Consider the following 16532-nt stretch of genomic DNA (forward strand, 5'->3'; position numbering starts at 1 on the left):
CGCATGCTGCGCGCGGCCGGAGTCGTTCGACATGGCGGCGGGGCGCCGAGGGCGCGGTCATCGATCGAAGCCGCCGGACCCGCTCGTCGAGACGACGAGGTTTCCGGCAACCACTACCGAGGACCACCCCGCGGGGAGTGACACCGTGACGGCGCACCGCAGAAGTCGGGGACCGGTTCTACCGGCACCGACGTCGGACGGACCTGCACCAAGGCTATCATCGGGAGTCTTTTCCACGTGAGTCGCACACGCCGTGCACACCCCCCGAGGAGGATGTCCGTGTCGCAGAGCAGCCGGGAACGCGTGCAGGAGGCGACGGCGACGTGGCTGGCGCACATGATCACGGCCGCGGGCATCGTCTCCCTGCTCAGCGTGGTCATCCGCAGCGACCGGATCCTGCCCCTGGTGGCGGACCTCCTCGGCATCGTCGGCATCCCCTCGCACCCGAGCCTGCTGCTCGTCGCGGCGCTCACCGTGCTCCTGGGCGCGCTCCGCCGGCGCCTGCGCGCCGCGCACACCGTCGCCGTCATCATGATGTCGCTGCAGGTGCTGGTGAACATCGCGACGCTGGTGATCGTCGCGACCGACCAGCTCGACCCCGACGAGACGCGGCACCTCCCGCCCTTCATCGAGGCGTACGTGTCCGTGCGCTTCTCCCTGCCGGGCGCCGCGCTCACCGCGGCCATCAGCGCCGTCTGCCTCGCGCTGGTCATCGCCGCCCGCCCGCAGTACCCCGCGAAGCTCGCACGGGGTTCGCGCCGCGCCGCGTTCGGCGTCCTGGTCGGCGGCTTCGTCGGCGTCTACCTCGTGGTCGTCGCGCTCGCGTTCACCTTCCCGGGCCGAGGGTCGAATCGCCTCAACGGCACCGTCGAGATCCTCGTGTGGTCGCTCCGGTCCACGTTCGGCGTGGCGGTTCCGCGACGGATCGACGTCGCGCTCAACGGGCACTCCGGTCCGATGTGGCTCTACTCGCTGGCCGGCGTCCTGTCCGCGTCGGTGCTGATCCTCGCCCTCATGGCCTTCTGGCGGGCCGGGCGCGGCGACGAGCTGATGACCGAGCCCGAGGAACTCGAGGTGCGGCGGCTCCTGCTCGAGTACGGCGAGGACGACTCCCTGGGCTACTTCGCCACCCGGCGCGACAAGGCGGTGATCGCCTCCCCCGACCGGCGGGCCGTGGTGACCTGCCGCGCCGTCGGGCCCGTGTCGATGGCGAGCGCCGATCCGATCGGCCACCGCGACTCGTGGCCCGCCGCGGTCGCGGCGTGGATCGAGGACTGCCGCTCGCACAGCCTCTACCCCGCCGTGCTGGCGGCGAGCGCCGACGGCGCCACCGTCTACGAGGACGCCGGGCTGCGCACCCTGACCATCGGCGACGAGGCGATCATCCACGTCGACGCGTTCACCCTCAAGGGCCGCGACATGCGCGCGGTCCGCCAGGCCGTGACCCGCGTCGCCGGCGCGGGCTACACCCTCAAGGTCCGTCGGCACGGCGACCTGTCCGCCGCGGAGCTGGCCGAAGTGGCCGCGCTGGCCGAGCAGTGGCGCGGCGAGGAGACCGAGCGCGGATTCTCGATGGCCCTCAACCGGATCGGCGACCCCGTCGACGGCCGCTGCGTGCTCGTCTCCGCCCACAGCGCCGACGGGGTGGTGCGGGGCCTGCTCAGCTTCGTGCCGTGGGGCACGCGCGGCCTCTCCCTGGACCTGATGCGGCGCGACCGCGACGCCGAGAACGGCCTCAACGAGTTCATGGTCGCCAAGCTCATCGAGCACTGCGGCGAGATCGGGATCCGGCGGATCTCCCTGAACTTCGCGGTCTTCCGGTCCGTCTTCTCCGAGGCGGACCGCGTCGGAGCGGGGCCCGTCACCCGGATGGTCGACTCCGTGCTGAGCTTCGCGTCGAAGTTCTACCAGCTCGAATCCCTGTACCGCTCCAACGACAAGTACCGCCCGGACTGGGTGCCGCGGGTCCTCTGCTACGACCCCTCGCTCAGCGCGGTCCGCGCCGGTATCGCCGTCGGCACCGCCGAGGGCTTCCTGCCGCAGATCGGCCCGAAGTTCCTCGCGGGACCGTCGATCCCGGACGAGTTCCCGCGCGACACCGAGTTCGTCGACCGGCTGCTCGCCGAGGAGGAGCGCCTCCTTCGTCGGGAGGCTCCGCCCGTCCGGCTCTCCGAGCAGCAACGGGTGCGCCGGCGCAAGCTCCGCGCCCTGGAGGACGCCGGGATGCCCGGCTATCCCCCGTCGGTGCCCCGCACCACCTCGCTCGCGGCGGTCCGGGAGCAGGCGTCCGGCCTCGCGCCCGACGGTGCCTCCGGCACCGTCGTCTCGGTGACCGGGCGGGTGCGGGCGGTACGCGACTACGGCGGCGTCACCTTCGTCGACCTGCACGAGGACGGCGCCCATCTGCAGGTGATCGCCGAGCGCACCCGAACCCCGGACGACGCTCGGGCGCTGTGGCGCACGGCGATCGACATGGGCGACCTGGTGTCGGTGACCGGCGAAGTCGTCCGCTCCCGTACCGGCGAGCCGTCCGTCCTGCTCGGGTCGTGGGCCATGGCCGGCAAGTGCCTCTCCCCCGTCCCGAAGACGCGCGCACGGCTCGGCGACGAGACCCGGGCGCGGAACCGCCCGCTGGAGCTCATCACCGACGACGGCGCCGTCGACCTGCTGTACCGGCGCTCGCGCGCGGTCGCCGCGATGCGCGCCGTGTTCATGGGCCGCGATTTCACCGAGGTCGAGACGCCGATGCTGCAGTCGGTGCACGGCGGCGCCGCGGCCCGCCCCTTCACCACGCACATCAACGCCTACGACATGGGGCTCTACCTGCGGATCGCGCCGGAGCTCTACCTCAAGCGCCTGGCCGTGGGCGGCATGGGCCGGATCTTCGAGCTGAACCGGAACTTCCGCAACGAGGGCGCCGACGCCACGCACAACCCGGAGTTCACCGCGCTCGAGGCCTACGAGGCGTATGGCGACTACACGACGATGCGGACGCTCACGCGCGAGGTGATCCTGGCCGCTGCCGTGGCGGTCAACGGGCGACCGGTCGCCGTGCGGCCCGACGGTGCCGGGGGCACGCGCGAGGTGGACCTCACGGCGGAATGGCCCGTCGTCACGGTGCATTCCGCGGTCTCGGCGGCGGCGGGCGTCGACCTGACGTCGGCGTCGACGCTCGAGGAGGTGTCCGCGGTGTGCGCGCGGCACCACGTGGCGGTGCCGCGCGGCGCGACCGCAGGCAAACTGGTGATGGAGCTGTACGAGGCGCTGGTCGAGAAGCAGACCGAGTTCCCGACGTTCTACTGCGACTTCCCGGTCGAGGTCTCTCCGCTGGCGCGCAGGCACCGCGACGATCCGCGGCTCACGGAGCAGTGGGATCTGGTGGGCTTCGGCGCCGAGCTCGGCACCGCATACACGGAGCTCACGGACCCGATCGATCAGCGCGAGCGGCTCACCAAACAGTCGATGGCCGCGGCCGCCGGTGATCCGGAGGCGATGGAGCTCGACGAGTCCTTCCTCGACGCCCTCTCCTACGCGATGCCGCCCACCGGCGGCCTGGGCATCGGCGTGGACCGCATCGTCATGCTGCTGGCGGGCGTGAACATCCGCGCCACCCTGGCCTTCCCGTTCGTCAAGCCGCAGGACCGCTGAGCGTTCGGCCGGACGGGCCCTTGTCGCGGGCCGCGCGTGGGAGTTCGATGGACGCATGCAGCTGCCGCAGTCCCTCGCCAGGTTCAATCGCCGCGTCACGAACCCCGTCCAGCGGCTGTGGGCCGGCTGGGCCCCGAGCTTCGCCATCATCGAGCACACCGGCCGCACGTCGGGCACGCCGTACCGGACGCCGGTCACCGCGTTCGCGACCGAGGACGGGGTGGCGATCCTGCTGACCTACGGCCCCGATCGCGACTGGCTCAAGAACCTGCGCGCCGCTGGCGGAGGCCGGGTGGTGCGCGGCGGACGAACACGCGCCGTCACCGATCCGCGGGTCGTCTCCCGGGACGACGCCGCGAAGCTGGTGCGGAGCCGCACGTTCGCCCGCCTGCCCTTCGACGAGGCCGTCCTCCTGACCTACGCGTGGCCCGCCTCGGCGCCTTCTCGACGAAGAGTGTTGGTAAGCCGGAACCGGATCAGCCGCCGTCCGACCCGTTGCCCTGTGAATCCACGGCTCAGATCCACACGAGACAGAATCTGGCTTCGTGTGGATCTCAGCCGTGGATTCACAGCCCGCCCGTGATGCGGCGACCACTCCCCGCGGCTCTTGCTGTAGACGCGACGTGCCGCCAATTCGCCGTCACCATGAACACCGCGAGCGCGGTGGCTTCGACAGCGAGCGCCGAGAGCAGCACAGCGATGTCCGGCGCCCAGCGAGCGAGCACCGGCCGGGGGTAGCCCAGTACCGCGGGCCCGTACCACGCAGCAGCGCCGACGAGCCCACAGATGCCGGCGGCCGCCGCCGTCATCCTCCGAGGACGGCCCGCTGGGGCCGATCGCCGCCGCACGAGGCGCACCGCCGTCCATCCGACCGCGAGCCCCCCGAGGCCGGCACCGGCAGCGGCACAGACGAGGACGAGGGGCGGCCACGGCGTCGCGCGCGGCGGATCTCCCGCATCGCCGACGACCCCGCGCATGGCGTACCGCGCTATCTCCGCCAGCTGCTCGGAGTCGAGCTCCCCGTAGCGGTTCGCGAGGAGGACCAGAGTGCGGCCCGACTCGGGGAACACGGCGATGTGGGTGAAGTAACCCGGTACTGCGCCGGAGTGCCACCACACCGTGCGGCCCGCGATCGTCTCACGGTAGAGGCCCGGTCCGTACTCGGCGGCATGGCCGGTGGGCACCGTCGGAAAGCTCTGCCAGCTCGCATCGGATGCCAGCCACTGCGCGAACCGGGAGAGAGCGTCGAGCGACCCCGCGAGGTAACCGTAGCCGAGGCCGGCACCGTCGAAGGCGGGATCAGTGCGCTTCGGTCGAGTCAGGAAGGGGACGTGGCCGGGCGGGACCTCGGCGACGAAGGACTCCGCGCCTGACACGATGCGGGCACCCGAGGGCACACCGACCTCGCTTCCCACCGTGGCACCGTACGGCGATGCCGTCACTGCCTCGATGACAGCCTGGAGCAGGAGGTAGTTGAGGCTCGAGTATCGGAACGAGCCCCTCGGCCCGCGCGCGGGCGGCTCCGTGGCGCGCACCGCCTCCATCGCCGGCTCGGGGCGGGCGAGATCAGTAAGGGCGACGTCGTGCGGGAGTCCGCTGGTGTGCCGGATCAGGTCGCTGACGGTCACGTCGCCGCCGACCCAAGGCGCTGCAGCGGCGACCGCCGCAGCGACGGGGGCGTCCAGGTCGAGGAGGCCACGTCCGGCTAGGGCGAGCGCGGAGCGAGCGGCCAGGGACTTCGATACGGAGCCCCACACGAACGGCGTCGCGGCGGAGATGGACCGCCCGGCTCCGTCTGTTCCCCCGATCTGCTCGTCCTCGACGCCGCCCGGGCCGACGAGCCGCACCGCATAGCCTGGAACGCCGGCCTCCTTCAGGAGGTCCGCGACGCTCGCGACGTCGCCGGTGCCCGCGCCCGCCGGTCCCCCTGCGATTCCCCAGATCAGTGCGACGATCAGGCCGGTCACGGCCGCACGAGTTCGCATTCGTCCCCCTTTCGCCGGGTCGGGGTGGACACTATCGACGCTGTGCCCGGGGCCGCCTCACCCGTAGAGGTGAGATCGCGGGTCGCGCCGGCGGCCGTCGAGCTCGCCGCTGCGGGCTCGACGAAATCGTGAGACATTCAAACTATGACGAGGCGTGCAGTGGTGACCGGCGGCGGAACGGGGATCGGGCGGGCGATCGCGCACCGTCTGGCCTCCGACGGGAACGACGTGGTGATCGTGGGCAGGCGTGCGGACGTGCTCGCGGAGACCGCGGCCACGATCAACGCCGCGCTCGGTGCGCAGCGGGTATCCGCCGAGGTCGCGGACGTGGCCGATCCGTCGGCCGTCCACGCTCTCGCCGACCGGATCGGCGCGGGCGGCACCGTCGACGTGCTGGTGAACAACGTGGGTGGCAACCCGGCCCGCGAGGGCGCGCCGGGCGGCCTCGCAGGGACGGCGGAGGCGTACGCCACGACGTTCCGGCTCAACGTGATCACGGCCGTCCTCGCGACCGAGGCGCTGCGGCCGCACCTCGCCCGCCCCGGCGGCCGGATCGTCTCGATCAGCTCGATCGCGGGGCTCCGCGGCCCCGGCGCGTACGGCGCGGCGAAGGGCGCGCTGCACGCCTGGTCGGCGGGGCTCGCCCTGGAATTGGCGTCCGAGGGCGTCACCGTCAACGTGGTCGCGCCCGGGTTCGTGCCGGCGACGGAGTTCTGGGCCGACCGACTCACGACCGAGCTCCACGACAGCCGCGTCGCGCAGATCCCGGCGGGCCGCCCCGGCACCCCCGAGGAGGTCGCCGCGGCGGTGGCCTACCTCGCCGCGCCCGACGCGGGCTGGACCACCGGCCAGATCCTGCAGGTCAACGGCGGCACCCTGCTGGGCCGCGGCTGACGCGCGCCTCGTGCTCGCTCACGATGTCGAGTTCTGCACGGACACAGGTGCGTGAGAACACGCGTACCCGCCGGAACCTCGACATCGTGAGGCGCCCGGGATCGGCGGACCCGGAAACGCCGAACGGCCCGCCCCCGGAGATCCGGGAACGGGCCGTTCGATGAAGGCTCTTAGCGACGCAGGCCGAGGCGCTCGATGAGCGCGCGGTAGCGGTTGATGTCGACCGAGGCGACGTACTTCAGCAGACGGCGACGACGGCCGACCAGCAGCAGCAGGCCGCGGCGGCTGTGGTGATCGTGCTTGTGCTGCTTGAGGTGCTCGGTCAGGTCGGTGATGCGCTTGGTCAGCATCGCGACCTGCGCCTCGGGGGAACCGGTGTCGGTCTCGTGGAGGCCGTACTCGGCCAGGATCGACTTCTTCTGCTCAGTGGTGAGCGACATGGAGGAACTCCTTGTTTCAGTATCGCGTCGTCATGGATCCGTGCCGCCACCGCGAACCGCAGCAGGCACGATCGACCACGTTACCAGGAGTCAGGGGATTCCCAGAATCGCGCGGGTCTTATCGACGTCCCCGCCCATCGCGATGAGCAGCGCATCGATGGAGTCGAACCGCTCCATGCCGCGCACCCGGTCCACGAAGTCGACGGCGACGTGCTGGCCGTAGAGATCGGCGGACGTGTCCAGCACGAAGGCCTCGACGGTGCGCGTACGCCCCGAGAAGGTCGGGTTGCTGCCCACTGACACCGCGGCCGGATACCGCTCGCCGGGCGTCACCTGCCCCACCACGGGGCCCGCGCCGAGCACGGTGAACCACGCGGCGTACACGCCGTCGGCGGGGATCGCGGCGAACATGGGCGGGGCGACGTTCGCCGTCGGGAAGCCCAGCTCGCGGCCGCGGCCGTCGCCGCGCACGACGACGCCCTCCACCCGGTGCGGGCGCCCCAGTGCCTCGGCGGCGGCCTTGACGTCGCCCGCGTCCACGCAGGAGCGGATGTACGTCGAGGAGTAGGTCACCGAGTGCTCGGTCAGCAGCGGCACCGCGTCCACGGAGAAGCCGAACTTGTGCCCCAGGCGGGCCAGCATCTCGACGTTGCCGAGGGCCCGGTAGCCGAAGGTGAAGTTGTCCCCCACCACGACCGCGGCGGCGTGCAGCCGCTCGACCAACACGGAGTGCACGAAGTCCTCGGCCGGTTGCGCCATGACGGTGGCGGTGAAGGGCATCACGCAGAAGACGTCGATGCCGAGCTCCTCGGCGAGCTCGGCCCGCCTGGTCAGCGTCGTCAGTTGCGGCGGATGCGATCCGGGCCGCACCACCTCCGCGGGATGCGGATCGAACGTCATGAGGACCGCGGGGAGGCCACGTTCGTGGGCCTCCGCGGTCGCTCGTGCGATCAGTTGGGCGTGTCCACGGTGAACACCGTCGAACACGCCGATCGTTACGACACACCGTCCCCAGTCCGCGGGAACGTCATCGAGCCCTCGCCAGCGAAGCACGCACTCACCCTATCGGACGGCCTATGGTGGGTGCGTGCCCAAGCCTCCCCTGCCCGATTCGCCGCGCCCCGTCGGCGAGCTGTCCGCGGTCACGCAGGACTACCTCAAGCAGATCTGGACCGCCCAGGAGTGGTCCGATGTGAAGGTCACGACGAAGTCGCTCGCCGATGCGCTCGGCGTCTCCGCATCCACCGCCTCCGAGGCCATTCGCAAGCTCGCCGACCAGGGCCTGGTCGACCACGAGAAGTACGGGGCGGTCACGCTCACCGACGACGGGCGCGCAGCGGCCACGGCGATGGTGCGTCGGCATCGGCTCCTCGAGACCTTCCTGGTCTCGGAGCTGGGCTACGGCTGGGACGAGGTGCACGACGAGGCCGAGGTCCTCGAACACGCCGTCTCCGAGCGCTTCCTCGCACGCCTCGACGAGCGGCTCGGCTACCCCGACCGCGACCCGCACGGCGACCCGATCCCCCAGCCCGACGGCACCGTCCCCACCCCCGACGCCTGCCTGCTGTCCGAGCTCGCGGCGGGCCAGTCCGGCACCGTCGCCCGGATCTCCGACTCCGACCCCGAGATGCTGCGCTACTTCCAGGAGGTCGGGATCGCGCCCGACGCGCGAATCGAGGTCGTGGAGCTGCGCAAGTTCCTCGGGACCATCGCCGTCACCGTCGACGACGGTGCGCCGCTGGACCTGGGCGACGTGGCGGCGCAGGCCATCTGGGTCAGGAGCTGACGGGCCAGGCGCCCGCGGCGATCGCGGCCACCGCCTCCAGCTCCTCCAGCGGCACCCCCTCGCGGGCCGCCGCGGCGAGCCCGTTCAGGGTCGCGAAGACGAACCGCGCGAGCGCGAGCGCGTCGACGGTGGCGGGCAGCGCACCGCTGTCGATGTCGCGGGCGATGCGCTCGGCCAGCCGCGCGACGTTGGCGGACCGCATCGCGATCATGTAGCCCGTGACCTCGGCGTCCGCCGTCCCGGCGTCGCCGCTGACGACGAGGCAGCCGCGGGGCAGGCCGGCGCGCGTGTACCTCCGGGGCCCCTCGGCGAGGAGGCGGAGAACCACCGCCTGTGCGGTGGACTCCTCCGCGAACGCGAGGTCGATGAAACCCCCGTAGGTTCGGTCGTATTCGGCGACCGCCTCCTCGAAGAGGCGCCGCTTGTCGCCGAAAGCGCGGTAGAGGCTCGGCGCCTCCACACCGAGCCGCTCCGTCAGATCGCGGATCGAGGTGGCTTCGAAGCCCTTCTCCCAGAACAGCAGAGCGGCGGCGCCGAGCGCGGCGCCCCGGTCGAAGGAGCGCGGCCTGCCTCGGGTCGTCGTCGCCATGACCCCATTCTATAGCGATCGCTACGCATTGCTGCTAGATTCCTTTTCGTAGCATTCACTACGAAAAGGAGCGGAACACGTGAGCGACGATCTGGCAGGCAGGTACGCCCTGGTCACGGGAGCGAGTCGCGGGATCGGGCGCGCGATCGCGGACGACCTCGCGGACCGCGGAGCGACGGTGGCGGTCCACTACGGCGCCGACCGCGAGGCGGCGGAGGGCGTCGTGCATGCGATTGAGGAGCGCGGCGGCCGGGCGTTCCCGATCCGCGTCGACCTCGCCGACGAGGAAGCGCCGGCGCAGCTGTGGGAGCAGTACGACCGGGAGGCCCCGCGCGCCGACATCGTGATCAACAACGCCGGAATCCTGGGCGGGCGAATCCCGTTCGCCGATGTCGAGCCGGACGTCTTCGACCGGGTCATGGCGATCAACACCCGCGCGCCGTTCTTCGTCCTCCAGCACGCGCTCCCGCGGCTGACGGACGGCGGCCGGGTGGTGAACATCTCCACGCGCTTCACCCACGGCTCGTACAACCCCGCGCTGCTCCCCTACGCGATGTCCAAGGCGGCGGTGGACGCGCTGACCCACGCCCTGGCCAAGGAGCTGGCACCCCGGGCCATCACCGTGAACGCGGTCGGACCGGGCGGGACGGCGACCGACATGAACGCTGCCCGGCTCGCGACGCCGGAGGGGCGCGCGGCCATGGCGGCGGACTCGCCGCTCGGACGGGTCGGACAGCCTGCCGACGTGGCGGGGATCGTCGGCTTCCTGGTCTCCGACGCGGCCGGTTGGGTCACCGGGCAGTGGATCGACGCGAGCGGCGGGTCGCTGCTGTGATGCCACCGGCCGTCGTCGTCCTCGGGTTCGGCATCTTCGCGCAGGGGACGTCGGAGCTGATGCTCGCCGGCATCCTGCCCGACGTCGCCGCGGACCTGCAGATCTCGATCCCCCGGGCGGGCCTGCTCATCTCGGTCTTCGCGCTGGGCATGATGATCGGCGCCCCGATCCTCGCTCTCGCCACGCTGCGCTGGCCGAAACGGCGGGCGCTGCTGGTGTTCACCGGGATCTTCGCCGCCACCCATCTGGTCGCCGCGACCACCGACTCCTTCGCGGTCCTCCTCGCGACCCGGTTCGCCGGTGCCTTCGTCTACGCCGGCTTCTGGGCCGTCGCCGCGACGACGGCGATCGCCCTCGTACCCGCGGACCGTCGGGGGCGCGCGATGAGCGTCGTCGCCGGCGGGCTCACGCTCGCGACGGTGATCGGCCTCCCGGCCGGGACCGTGCTCGGCCAACACCTCGGCTGGCGCGCGACCTTCCTCGCGGTCGCGATCGCGACCGTCGTGGCGGGGGTGGCGATCGCGACCACGGTCCCGGCGGGGATCACGGCGAGCGGACCGGCGCGCCCCCGGGAGGAGCCGGCGCGCCCCCGGGAGGAGGTGCGCGCGCTGCGGACCGGCCGGCTGTGGACGTCGTACGCCATCACCGCGTTCTCCATCGCCGCGCTGCTGATCAGCTTCGGCTACCTCGGCGCGATGCTCGTGGAGAGCTCGCACGCCGGCCCGGGCACGGTGCCGGTCGTGCTCGCGCTCTACGGCGTGGGCGCCGTGGCCGGGATCGCCGCCGGCGGGCGGCTGGCGGACCGTCGACCCGGCTCGGTCCTGGTGGGCGGCACGGCGGCGCTGGCGGTGTCCTCCGTGGCGCTCGCGGTGGCCCTGCCCCATCCGGCCGCCGCCGCGGGCGCGGCGGCGCTCCTCGGGGCGGCGGGATTCGTGACGAACCCGGCCCTGAACTCGCGGGTCTTCGCCCTCGCCCCGGGTGCGCCGACGCTCGCCCCGGCGTTCACCGTGGCGGCCTTCAACGTCGGGATCGCGGTGGGGCCGTGGCTGGGCGGAACCCTGCTCGACCTGGGGGCGTCGTACCGCGCTCTGCCCCTCGCGGGCGCGGTCCTCGCCGTCGTCGCCGCCGCGCTCGCGGCGCTGGACGGCGCCGCCGCACGGCGGCCCCGGCGGCCCGCGGAGCGAGCGGCCGTGTGTCTCACAGGTTCTTGAGCGCCTCGCGGCGGGAGAGGCCGCTGAGCTCGGCCTCGTGAGCGGCCACGTAGGCGCGGACCCAGTCCGGGTCGGTCTTGGCGTGCTCGCGCAGCGCCCAGCCGATCGCCTTGCGCAGGAAGAACTCCGACTCGGGCAGGGCGGGTTCGATCACATCGGTGAGCAGCGCGGTGTCGAGTCTGTCCTTCCGGCCGAGCTGGGAGATGATGGCGAGCCGCCGCAGCCACAGGTCGTCGCCGCGGCTCCACGCGCGGACCACCGCCGCCGTGTCCTCGGGGTGTGCGTCGTGCAGGGCGGCGATGTGCCGGGCGGTCTCGTCGACGTGGTCCCACCAGGCCCCGGTGACGGCTATGTGCTCGTGCAGCTGGAGCAGCGCGGGGTCGCCCGTGCCGAGGCGGTAACGCAGGAGATTCTGCGCGGCGTAGCGCTCCTCGCGGTACTCCGCGTCGTCCCACAGCGCGAGGACGACGGCGCGCAACTCGTCGAGGTCGGCGGGCGGGTGCCGACGTCGCACGGCGGCGGTGATCGTGCGCACCTGTGGCGAGGGCACGCCGAGGAAGGGCATCGCGGACTTCATGTACGCCTGCATCTTCGGCGCCCGCGCGGGGTCCGCGGCGGCGCGCAGCTCCGTCCGGATCCCGTCGACCAGCTTCACCTCGTCATCACGCGCGCGATGCTACTCGCGAGGGTGTCGACGACGGTGGGAATACTGAGCACCGTGCCCCACGTCCACGCACCCGACACCACGGGGTCGTCGATGAACACGGAGCGGCCGGAGCGGACCGCGGGCACCGTGCCGTAGATCGGCAGTCCCTCGATCTCGTTCCGGATCGCGGGGGTGCTGCCGATGTTCCACACCAGCACGTCCTGGTTCAGCTCGGCCATGCGCTCATCGGGCAGGTTCGTGCCGTCGTTGCCGCCGGATCCGCTGCCCGCGACGTCCGGGACGGTGAAACCGAGCTCCGTGAGCAGCCGTGACCGCGGGTCACCGGGGGAACGCACGAAGGTGGATCCCGGCTGAAAGCGCTCGACGACCACGGCCGTCCGCCCGGCGAACTCGGGATGCGCGCCGCGCACCTGCGCGACCTTCGCGTTCACGGCGTCGACGGCACGGTCGGCGCCGTCGCGCCGACCGAGAGCGTCGCCCGCGAGGCGCGTCGCGACGTCCCACGGAGCGGTGAACTCCTTGTACCCCACAGGCGGGCCGACGGTCGGCGCGATGCGCGAGAGCCGTTCGTACTGTTCGGCGTTCATCTCCGTGTACAGGCCGAGGATGAGGTCGGGGCGGAGCGCGGCGATCTCCTCGTACCTGTAGTCCGGGGTGCCGGTGAACTTCCCCTTGTTCAGCACGGCGGGGCGCTGCGCGCCGAGCGCCTCCTGCGCCCACGGCCACGTCGCGAACTCGTAGTCCCCGTACCAGTCCGTGACGCCGGCGAGGGACCCGCCGAGCGCGAGGACGGGGTCCTGGTCGCTGAAGCCGACGGTGACGATCCGGCGCGGATCGTCCGGCACGACGGTGCTCCCCCGCAGGTGTTCGACGGTCCGCTTCCCGGGCGCGGCCGGGTCCGGCTCCCCCGCGCCGCAGGCCACGGCCAGGGTCGCCGCCCCGAGGAGTCCCGCGCCGCGGAGCAGATCGCGGCGGGTGGCGGGGCGGGCGAGCGGCGCGGCGACGGGCATGCGATTCTCCTAAGGTTTGGCTAACCTAGTGAACCACAGGCGTCAGCGCACGCCCCCGCTGTTCGTGCCCCGCCAGCGCAGCGGCGCCTCCTCGTACTCCTCGGCGATGTGCGCCGCCATCCCGACGGTCCGGCCGTACTGGAACAGCACCTCGGTGGCGCGCGCGGGGAGCCCGAGCGTGTGCGCGACCGCCGCTCCCGCGAGGTCGATGTTGACGGACCGGCCGGTCCGGGCGGCGAGGTCCGCGACCGCCCGCAGCGCCGGTGCGTCGGGGCGGTCCGCCCTCATCAGGCCCAGCACGACGGTGGCCCGCGGGTCCTCGCCGGTGTAGACGATGTGGCCGAAGCCCGCGAGGTGCCCGCCCCACGCCGCGTCCGCGATCGCCGCGTCGATGTCGCCGCCGTCCAGCACCCGCCCGAGCATCGCGTGGGCGGCTGCCGGCGCGCCGCCGTGCAGCACGCCCGCCATCGCCCCGTACCCGGCCAGCAGCGCGTCGTAGAAGCCCGCGCGCGCCGACGCCGCGACCCGCGCGGCCGTCGTCGACGCGGCCAGGCCGTTGTCGATCAGGCACGTGGCGAGCGCGTCGACCCAGTGGTGATCGAGGCGGGCCTCCGGTACCAGCCCCGCGAGCACCGGCAGCAGGCCGAGCGTGCGCTCGGCGACGTGGGACCGGTCCGCCCGCACTGGATCCCGCGCCGCGAGTAGCGCGACGGCCAGCGGGATCCTGCGCTCGAGCGCTACCGTCCGCGCGACGTCCAGGTCGACGGCCGGCGGGGCGGCGACCTGGTCCGCCTCCAACGCGAAGCGCGCGGCCGCCGCGAAATCCATCGTCGCGCAGACCTCCGAGATGGGACGGCCGCGCAGATACAGCGCGTCGCCGCGGAGCGCCGAGACCCGCGTGGTCACGGCCCGGAACCGGAGCAGGCGGTCGGCCTCCCGCCGGCCGTCGTGCTTGACCGCGGCGAGGGAGTCGACCTCGGTGCGGTCGAACAGCGACTCCGCTTGCCCCGGCATGCGCCGCGAGTGCAGCACGCCGCGACTGACGTAGGAGTACAGGGTGCCGCGTTTGACCCCGAGCCGCTCCGCGGCCTCCGAGGTCGTGATCCACCGGTCCACGAGTTGATTGAATCAACATTGCGGGTATTGATCAACATCGCCCACACTCGGGGCATGACCACACCGCTCATCGCCCCGGCCGGGCTCAAGAACGTCATCGTGACCGACACCGAGATCGGCGACGTCCGCGGCGAGGAGGGCTACTTCCACTACCGCGGCCACGACGCCACGCGCCTCGCGGCGGAGGTCACCTTCGAGGACGCCTGGCACCTCGTGCTGTTCGGCCGCCTGCCCGGGCCGTCCGACGGTGCCGCCTTCGCCCGTCGCGCCGGCGCCCTGCGGGTCCTGCCGGGCGGCGTGCTCGACCTGCTGCGGGTCACCGTCGGGCCGAATACCGAGCCGATGCACGCACTGCGCCTGGCGCTCGCCGGCCTCGGCCTCGGCGACCGGCCGCTCATGGACGTGCCGGAGGCCGAACGGACCGAGGCCGCGCTGCGGTACGCCGCGGCGACTCCGGCCATCCTGGCCGCGGCGCACCGTCTGGCACGGGGCGAGGTGCCCCTCGATGCCGACCCGGACGCCGGCCACGCCGCCGACTACCTGCGGATGGCGACCGGGACCACGGACGCGGCCGCCGCGGCCGCGCTGCAGACCTACCTGGTCGCGACGATCGACCACGGCTTCAACGCCTCGACCTTCGCCGGCCGGGTGATCGCCTCCACGGGCTCCGACATGTCCTCGTGCCTGCTGGGTGCGCTCGGGGCCTTCCTCGGGCCGCTGCACGGCGGAGCGCCGAGCCGAGCGCTGGCGGCGCTCGACGAGATCGGCGATCCCGCGAACACCCGCGCCTGGGTGCGCGGGAAGATCGCCCGCGACGAGAAGATCATGGGCTTCGGGCACGCCGTCTACCGCACGCACGACCCGCGGTCGGAGCTGCTCAAGGAGGTGGTGACCCGGTTCGACTCCCCGCTGGTGCGCCGGGCGCGCGCGGTCGAGGCCGAGATCGAAGCGGGGATCAACGAACTCAAGCCGGGCAGGCGGCTGTACGCGAACGTCGAGTTCTACGCGGGCGTGCTGATGACCGAGGTGGGCCTGCCGCCGTCCATGTTCACGCCGACGTTCGGCGTCGCCCGCGTGGTCGGTTGGACCGCGAACATCCTCGAGCAGGTCCGCCAGGGCAAGATCATCCGGCCCTCCGCGCAGTACGTCGGACCGGAGAATTTGCAGTAACATCGTCTGGTGGGCATCGATCCCGCATCCGGTCGCTACCGGATCGGCGACCACGTCCTCGAGCTCCGCGCTCCGCGGCTCGGGGACGCGGACTCCTGGCGCACCACCAACCTCCTGTACGAGAAGCGCCTGCGCCCCGCGTTCGGCACCGCGACGACGGACTGGAGCACGGAGCACTCCGCCGCCGCCTGGGCGGACCGGTGGTGGCGGGCGCGCACCGACCCGTTCGTCGTACACGCCCGGGTGCTCGTCGCCGAGGACGGTCCCGTAGCTCATGTGGTGGGACAGGTCGACCACGTGGGGCCGGACCGGCGCACCGGTCACGTCGAGAGCTCCATCTGGCTCGCCGGCGTCCCGCATTCCACCCCGGTGTCCCGGTGGGCGCTCGCGACGACAGTGCTCGACGTCCTCCGGACGCACCCGGAGGTGCCGCGGGTCGTCGCCCCGGTGTACGTGCACAACCGCTCCGCGATCGCCCTGCTCGGATCGGTCGGCTTCCGCCACGTTCAGACCCTGTTCCAGCTCCGCGAGTACGCCGGGGAGCCCGTCGACCACGACGTCTTCGCCGTCGAGAACTCCGCGGCGAGCCGGGTCGAGCTGGAACGGATCCTGGACGCTCTCGCCGCGCAACCCCTGCCCGCACGGCGGGCCGAGAAGCCGTCCGTGTCCGCGGCGTTCGGCGCGGCCCACCTCGCCGCTCGCCGCCTACGTGCGCGCACGACACCCTCGCGGCCCGCGGACCCGCTCCTGCCGGCCGTCACCCACACCGCCGACCGGCACACCGTCGCGTTCGATGCCGGTCGCGATGCGCGGTATCGGGTGCACATGGACGGCGCCCCTATGGGCGACCTCGAGGTGACCGTCGACCTGGGGACCTCGACCACCGAGATCATCGACCGGCTCGCCCCGAGCGCGGTTCCCGAGGCCGGCGGCGTCGTCGCCGCCGCGTGTCGCGCGGCCGCGGCACGCCAGAGGACGCGGCGCCTCACGATCGCGCTGGCCGATCGGCATGCCACCGCCTCCCAGGAGCTCGTCGCCCTCGGCTTCCTCTCCGAAGGGCCCGCGCTCCCGTCCCGCGGCGACGAGCGCACCCCACGAGAGTCGTGGACCCGGCTCCGGGAGTGAGTCGTCGATCACTCGATGCAGCCGCCGCAGCGCATCACAACACTGTTTGCAGTAGC

14 protein-coding genes and 1 pseudogene are annotated in these 16532 nt (G+C 72.7%); 8 read left to right on the forward strand and 7 right to left on the reverse strand.

Features of this window, described 5'->3' with window-relative positions; all coding sequences use genetic code 11:
• The first annotated feature begins 273 nt into the window (after positions 1-273).
• Together lysX and WFK95_RS09505 are read left to right on the forward strand one after the other, a co-directional pair.
• The gene (gene lysX, locus WFK95_RS09500; RefSeq protein ID WP_336670512.1) at positions 274-3648 is read left to right on the forward strand and encodes a bifunctional lysylphosphatidylglycerol synthetase/lysine--tRNA ligase LysX; all 3375 of its coding nucleotides are present in this window, start codon (positions 274-276) and stop codon (positions 3646-3648) included.
• 55 nt (positions 3649-3703) lie between these two features.
• A pseudogene (locus WFK95_RS09505) lies at positions 3704-4072 on the forward strand (nitroreductase family deazaflavin-dependent oxidoreductase); the annotation flags it as partial.
• Positions 4073-4214: 142 nt separating this feature from the next.
• Here WFK95_RS09505 and WFK95_RS09510 read toward each other — a convergent pair.
• Positions 4215-5633 carry a serine hydrolase domain-containing protein gene (locus WFK95_RS09510; protein ID WP_336670513.1) on the reverse strand — a complete coding sequence of 473 codons (1419 nt, stop codon included), beginning with the start codon at positions 5631-5633 and terminating at the stop codon, positions 4215-4217.
• A gap of 144 nt (positions 5634-5777) precedes the next feature.
• Here WFK95_RS09510 and WFK95_RS09515 point away from each other — a divergent pair, with 144 nt between their 5' ends.
• On the forward strand, positions 5778-6527 hold the full coding sequence (locus WFK95_RS09515) for an SDR family NAD(P)-dependent oxidoreductase (RefSeq protein WP_336670514.1): 750 nt from the start codon (positions 5778-5780) through the stop codon (positions 6525-6527).
• A gap of 170 nt (positions 6528-6697) precedes the next feature.
• Here the strand turns inward: WFK95_RS09515 and rpsO are convergent, their stop codons facing one another.
• Together rpsO and WFK95_RS09525 are read right to left on the reverse strand one after the other, a co-directional pair.
• Complete coding sequence (rpsO, locus tag WFK95_RS09520; RefSeq protein ID WP_224649620.1) at positions 6698-6967, reverse strand: 30S ribosomal protein S15; 270 nt, start codon at positions 6965-6967, stop codon at positions 6698-6700.
• 90 nt (positions 6968-7057) lie between these two features.
• Positions 7058-8020, reverse strand: a complete 963-nt coding sequence (locus WFK95_RS09525) for a bifunctional riboflavin kinase/FAD synthetase (RefSeq protein WP_224649622.1) — start codon at positions 8018-8020, stop codon at positions 7058-7060.
• 34 nt (positions 8021-8054) lie between these two features.
• Here WFK95_RS09525 and WFK95_RS09530 point away from each other — a divergent pair, with 34 nt between their 5' ends.
• Positions 8055-8753, forward strand: coding sequence for a metal-dependent transcriptional regulator (locus WFK95_RS09530; RefSeq protein ID WP_336670515.1), 699 nt, complete (start codon positions 8055-8057; stop codon positions 8751-8753).
• On the opposite strand, the gene WFK95_RS09535 is transcribed toward WFK95_RS09530, so the two are convergent.
• The gene (locus WFK95_RS09535) at positions 8743-9342 is read right to left on the reverse strand and encodes a TetR/AcrR family transcriptional regulator (RefSeq protein ID WP_336670516.1); all 600 of its coding nucleotides are present in this window, start codon (positions 9340-9342) and stop codon (positions 8743-8745) included. The two genes, WFK95_RS09530 and WFK95_RS09535, sit on opposite strands and share 11 nt — an antisense overlap.
• A 79-nt stretch (positions 9343-9421) precedes the next feature.
• On the opposite strand from WFK95_RS09535, the gene WFK95_RS09540 reads away from it, so the two are divergent.
• Positions 9422-10177 (forward strand): SDR family oxidoreductase, encoded by a 756-nt coding sequence (locus WFK95_RS09540; protein WP_224649627.1) that lies wholly within the window; start codon positions 9422-9424, stop codon positions 10175-10177.
• Positions 10177-11388 carry a Cmx/CmrA family chloramphenicol efflux MFS transporter gene (locus tag WFK95_RS09545; RefSeq protein WP_336670732.1) on the forward strand — a complete coding sequence of 404 codons (1212 nt, stop codon included), beginning with the start codon at positions 10177-10179 and terminating at the stop codon, positions 11386-11388. The genes WFK95_RS09540 and WFK95_RS09545 overlap by 1 nt, the downstream gene beginning before the upstream one ends.
• On the opposite strand, the gene WFK95_RS09550 is transcribed toward WFK95_RS09545, so the two are convergent.
• The 3 genes from WFK95_RS09550 to WFK95_RS09560 are packed head-to-tail and all read right to left on the reverse strand — an operon-like array spanning position 11375 to position 14181.
• Entirely contained in the window at positions 11375-12043 is a 669-nt protein-coding gene (locus WFK95_RS09550; protein WP_336670517.1) for a DNA alkylation repair protein, read from the reverse strand. The genes WFK95_RS09545 and WFK95_RS09550 overlap by 14 nt on opposite strands.
• Entirely contained in the window at positions 12040-13065 is a 1026-nt protein-coding gene (locus tag WFK95_RS09555; RefSeq protein WP_224649631.1) for an ABC transporter substrate-binding protein, read from the reverse strand. The genes WFK95_RS09550 and WFK95_RS09555 overlap by 4 nt, the downstream gene beginning before the upstream one ends.
• Before the next feature lie 42 nt (positions 13066-13107).
• Positions 13108-14181, reverse strand: a complete 1074-nt coding sequence (locus tag WFK95_RS09560; RefSeq protein WP_336670518.1) for a citrate synthase — start codon at positions 14179-14181, stop codon at positions 13108-13110.
• Between the two features lie 54 nt (positions 14182-14235).
• Here WFK95_RS09560 and WFK95_RS09565 point away from each other — a divergent pair, with 54 nt between their 5' ends.
• Entirely contained in the window at positions 14236-15351 is a 1116-nt protein-coding gene (locus tag WFK95_RS09565) for a citrate/2-methylcitrate synthase (protein ID WP_336670519.1), read from the forward strand.
• A 9-nt stretch (positions 15352-15360) separates the two neighbouring features.
• A complete protein-coding gene (locus tag WFK95_RS09570) occupies positions 15361-16476 on the forward strand; it encodes a GNAT family N-acetyltransferase (protein ID WP_336670520.1) in 1116 nt (371 codons plus the stop codon).
• The last annotated feature ends 56 nt before the right edge of the window (positions 16477-16532 follow it).

It is taken from the genome of Tsukamurella sp. USMM236, assembly GCF_037148755.1.
In the GTDB taxonomy this organism is placed as follows: Bacteria; Actinomycetota; Actinomycetes; order Mycobacteriales; family Mycobacteriaceae; genus Tsukamurella.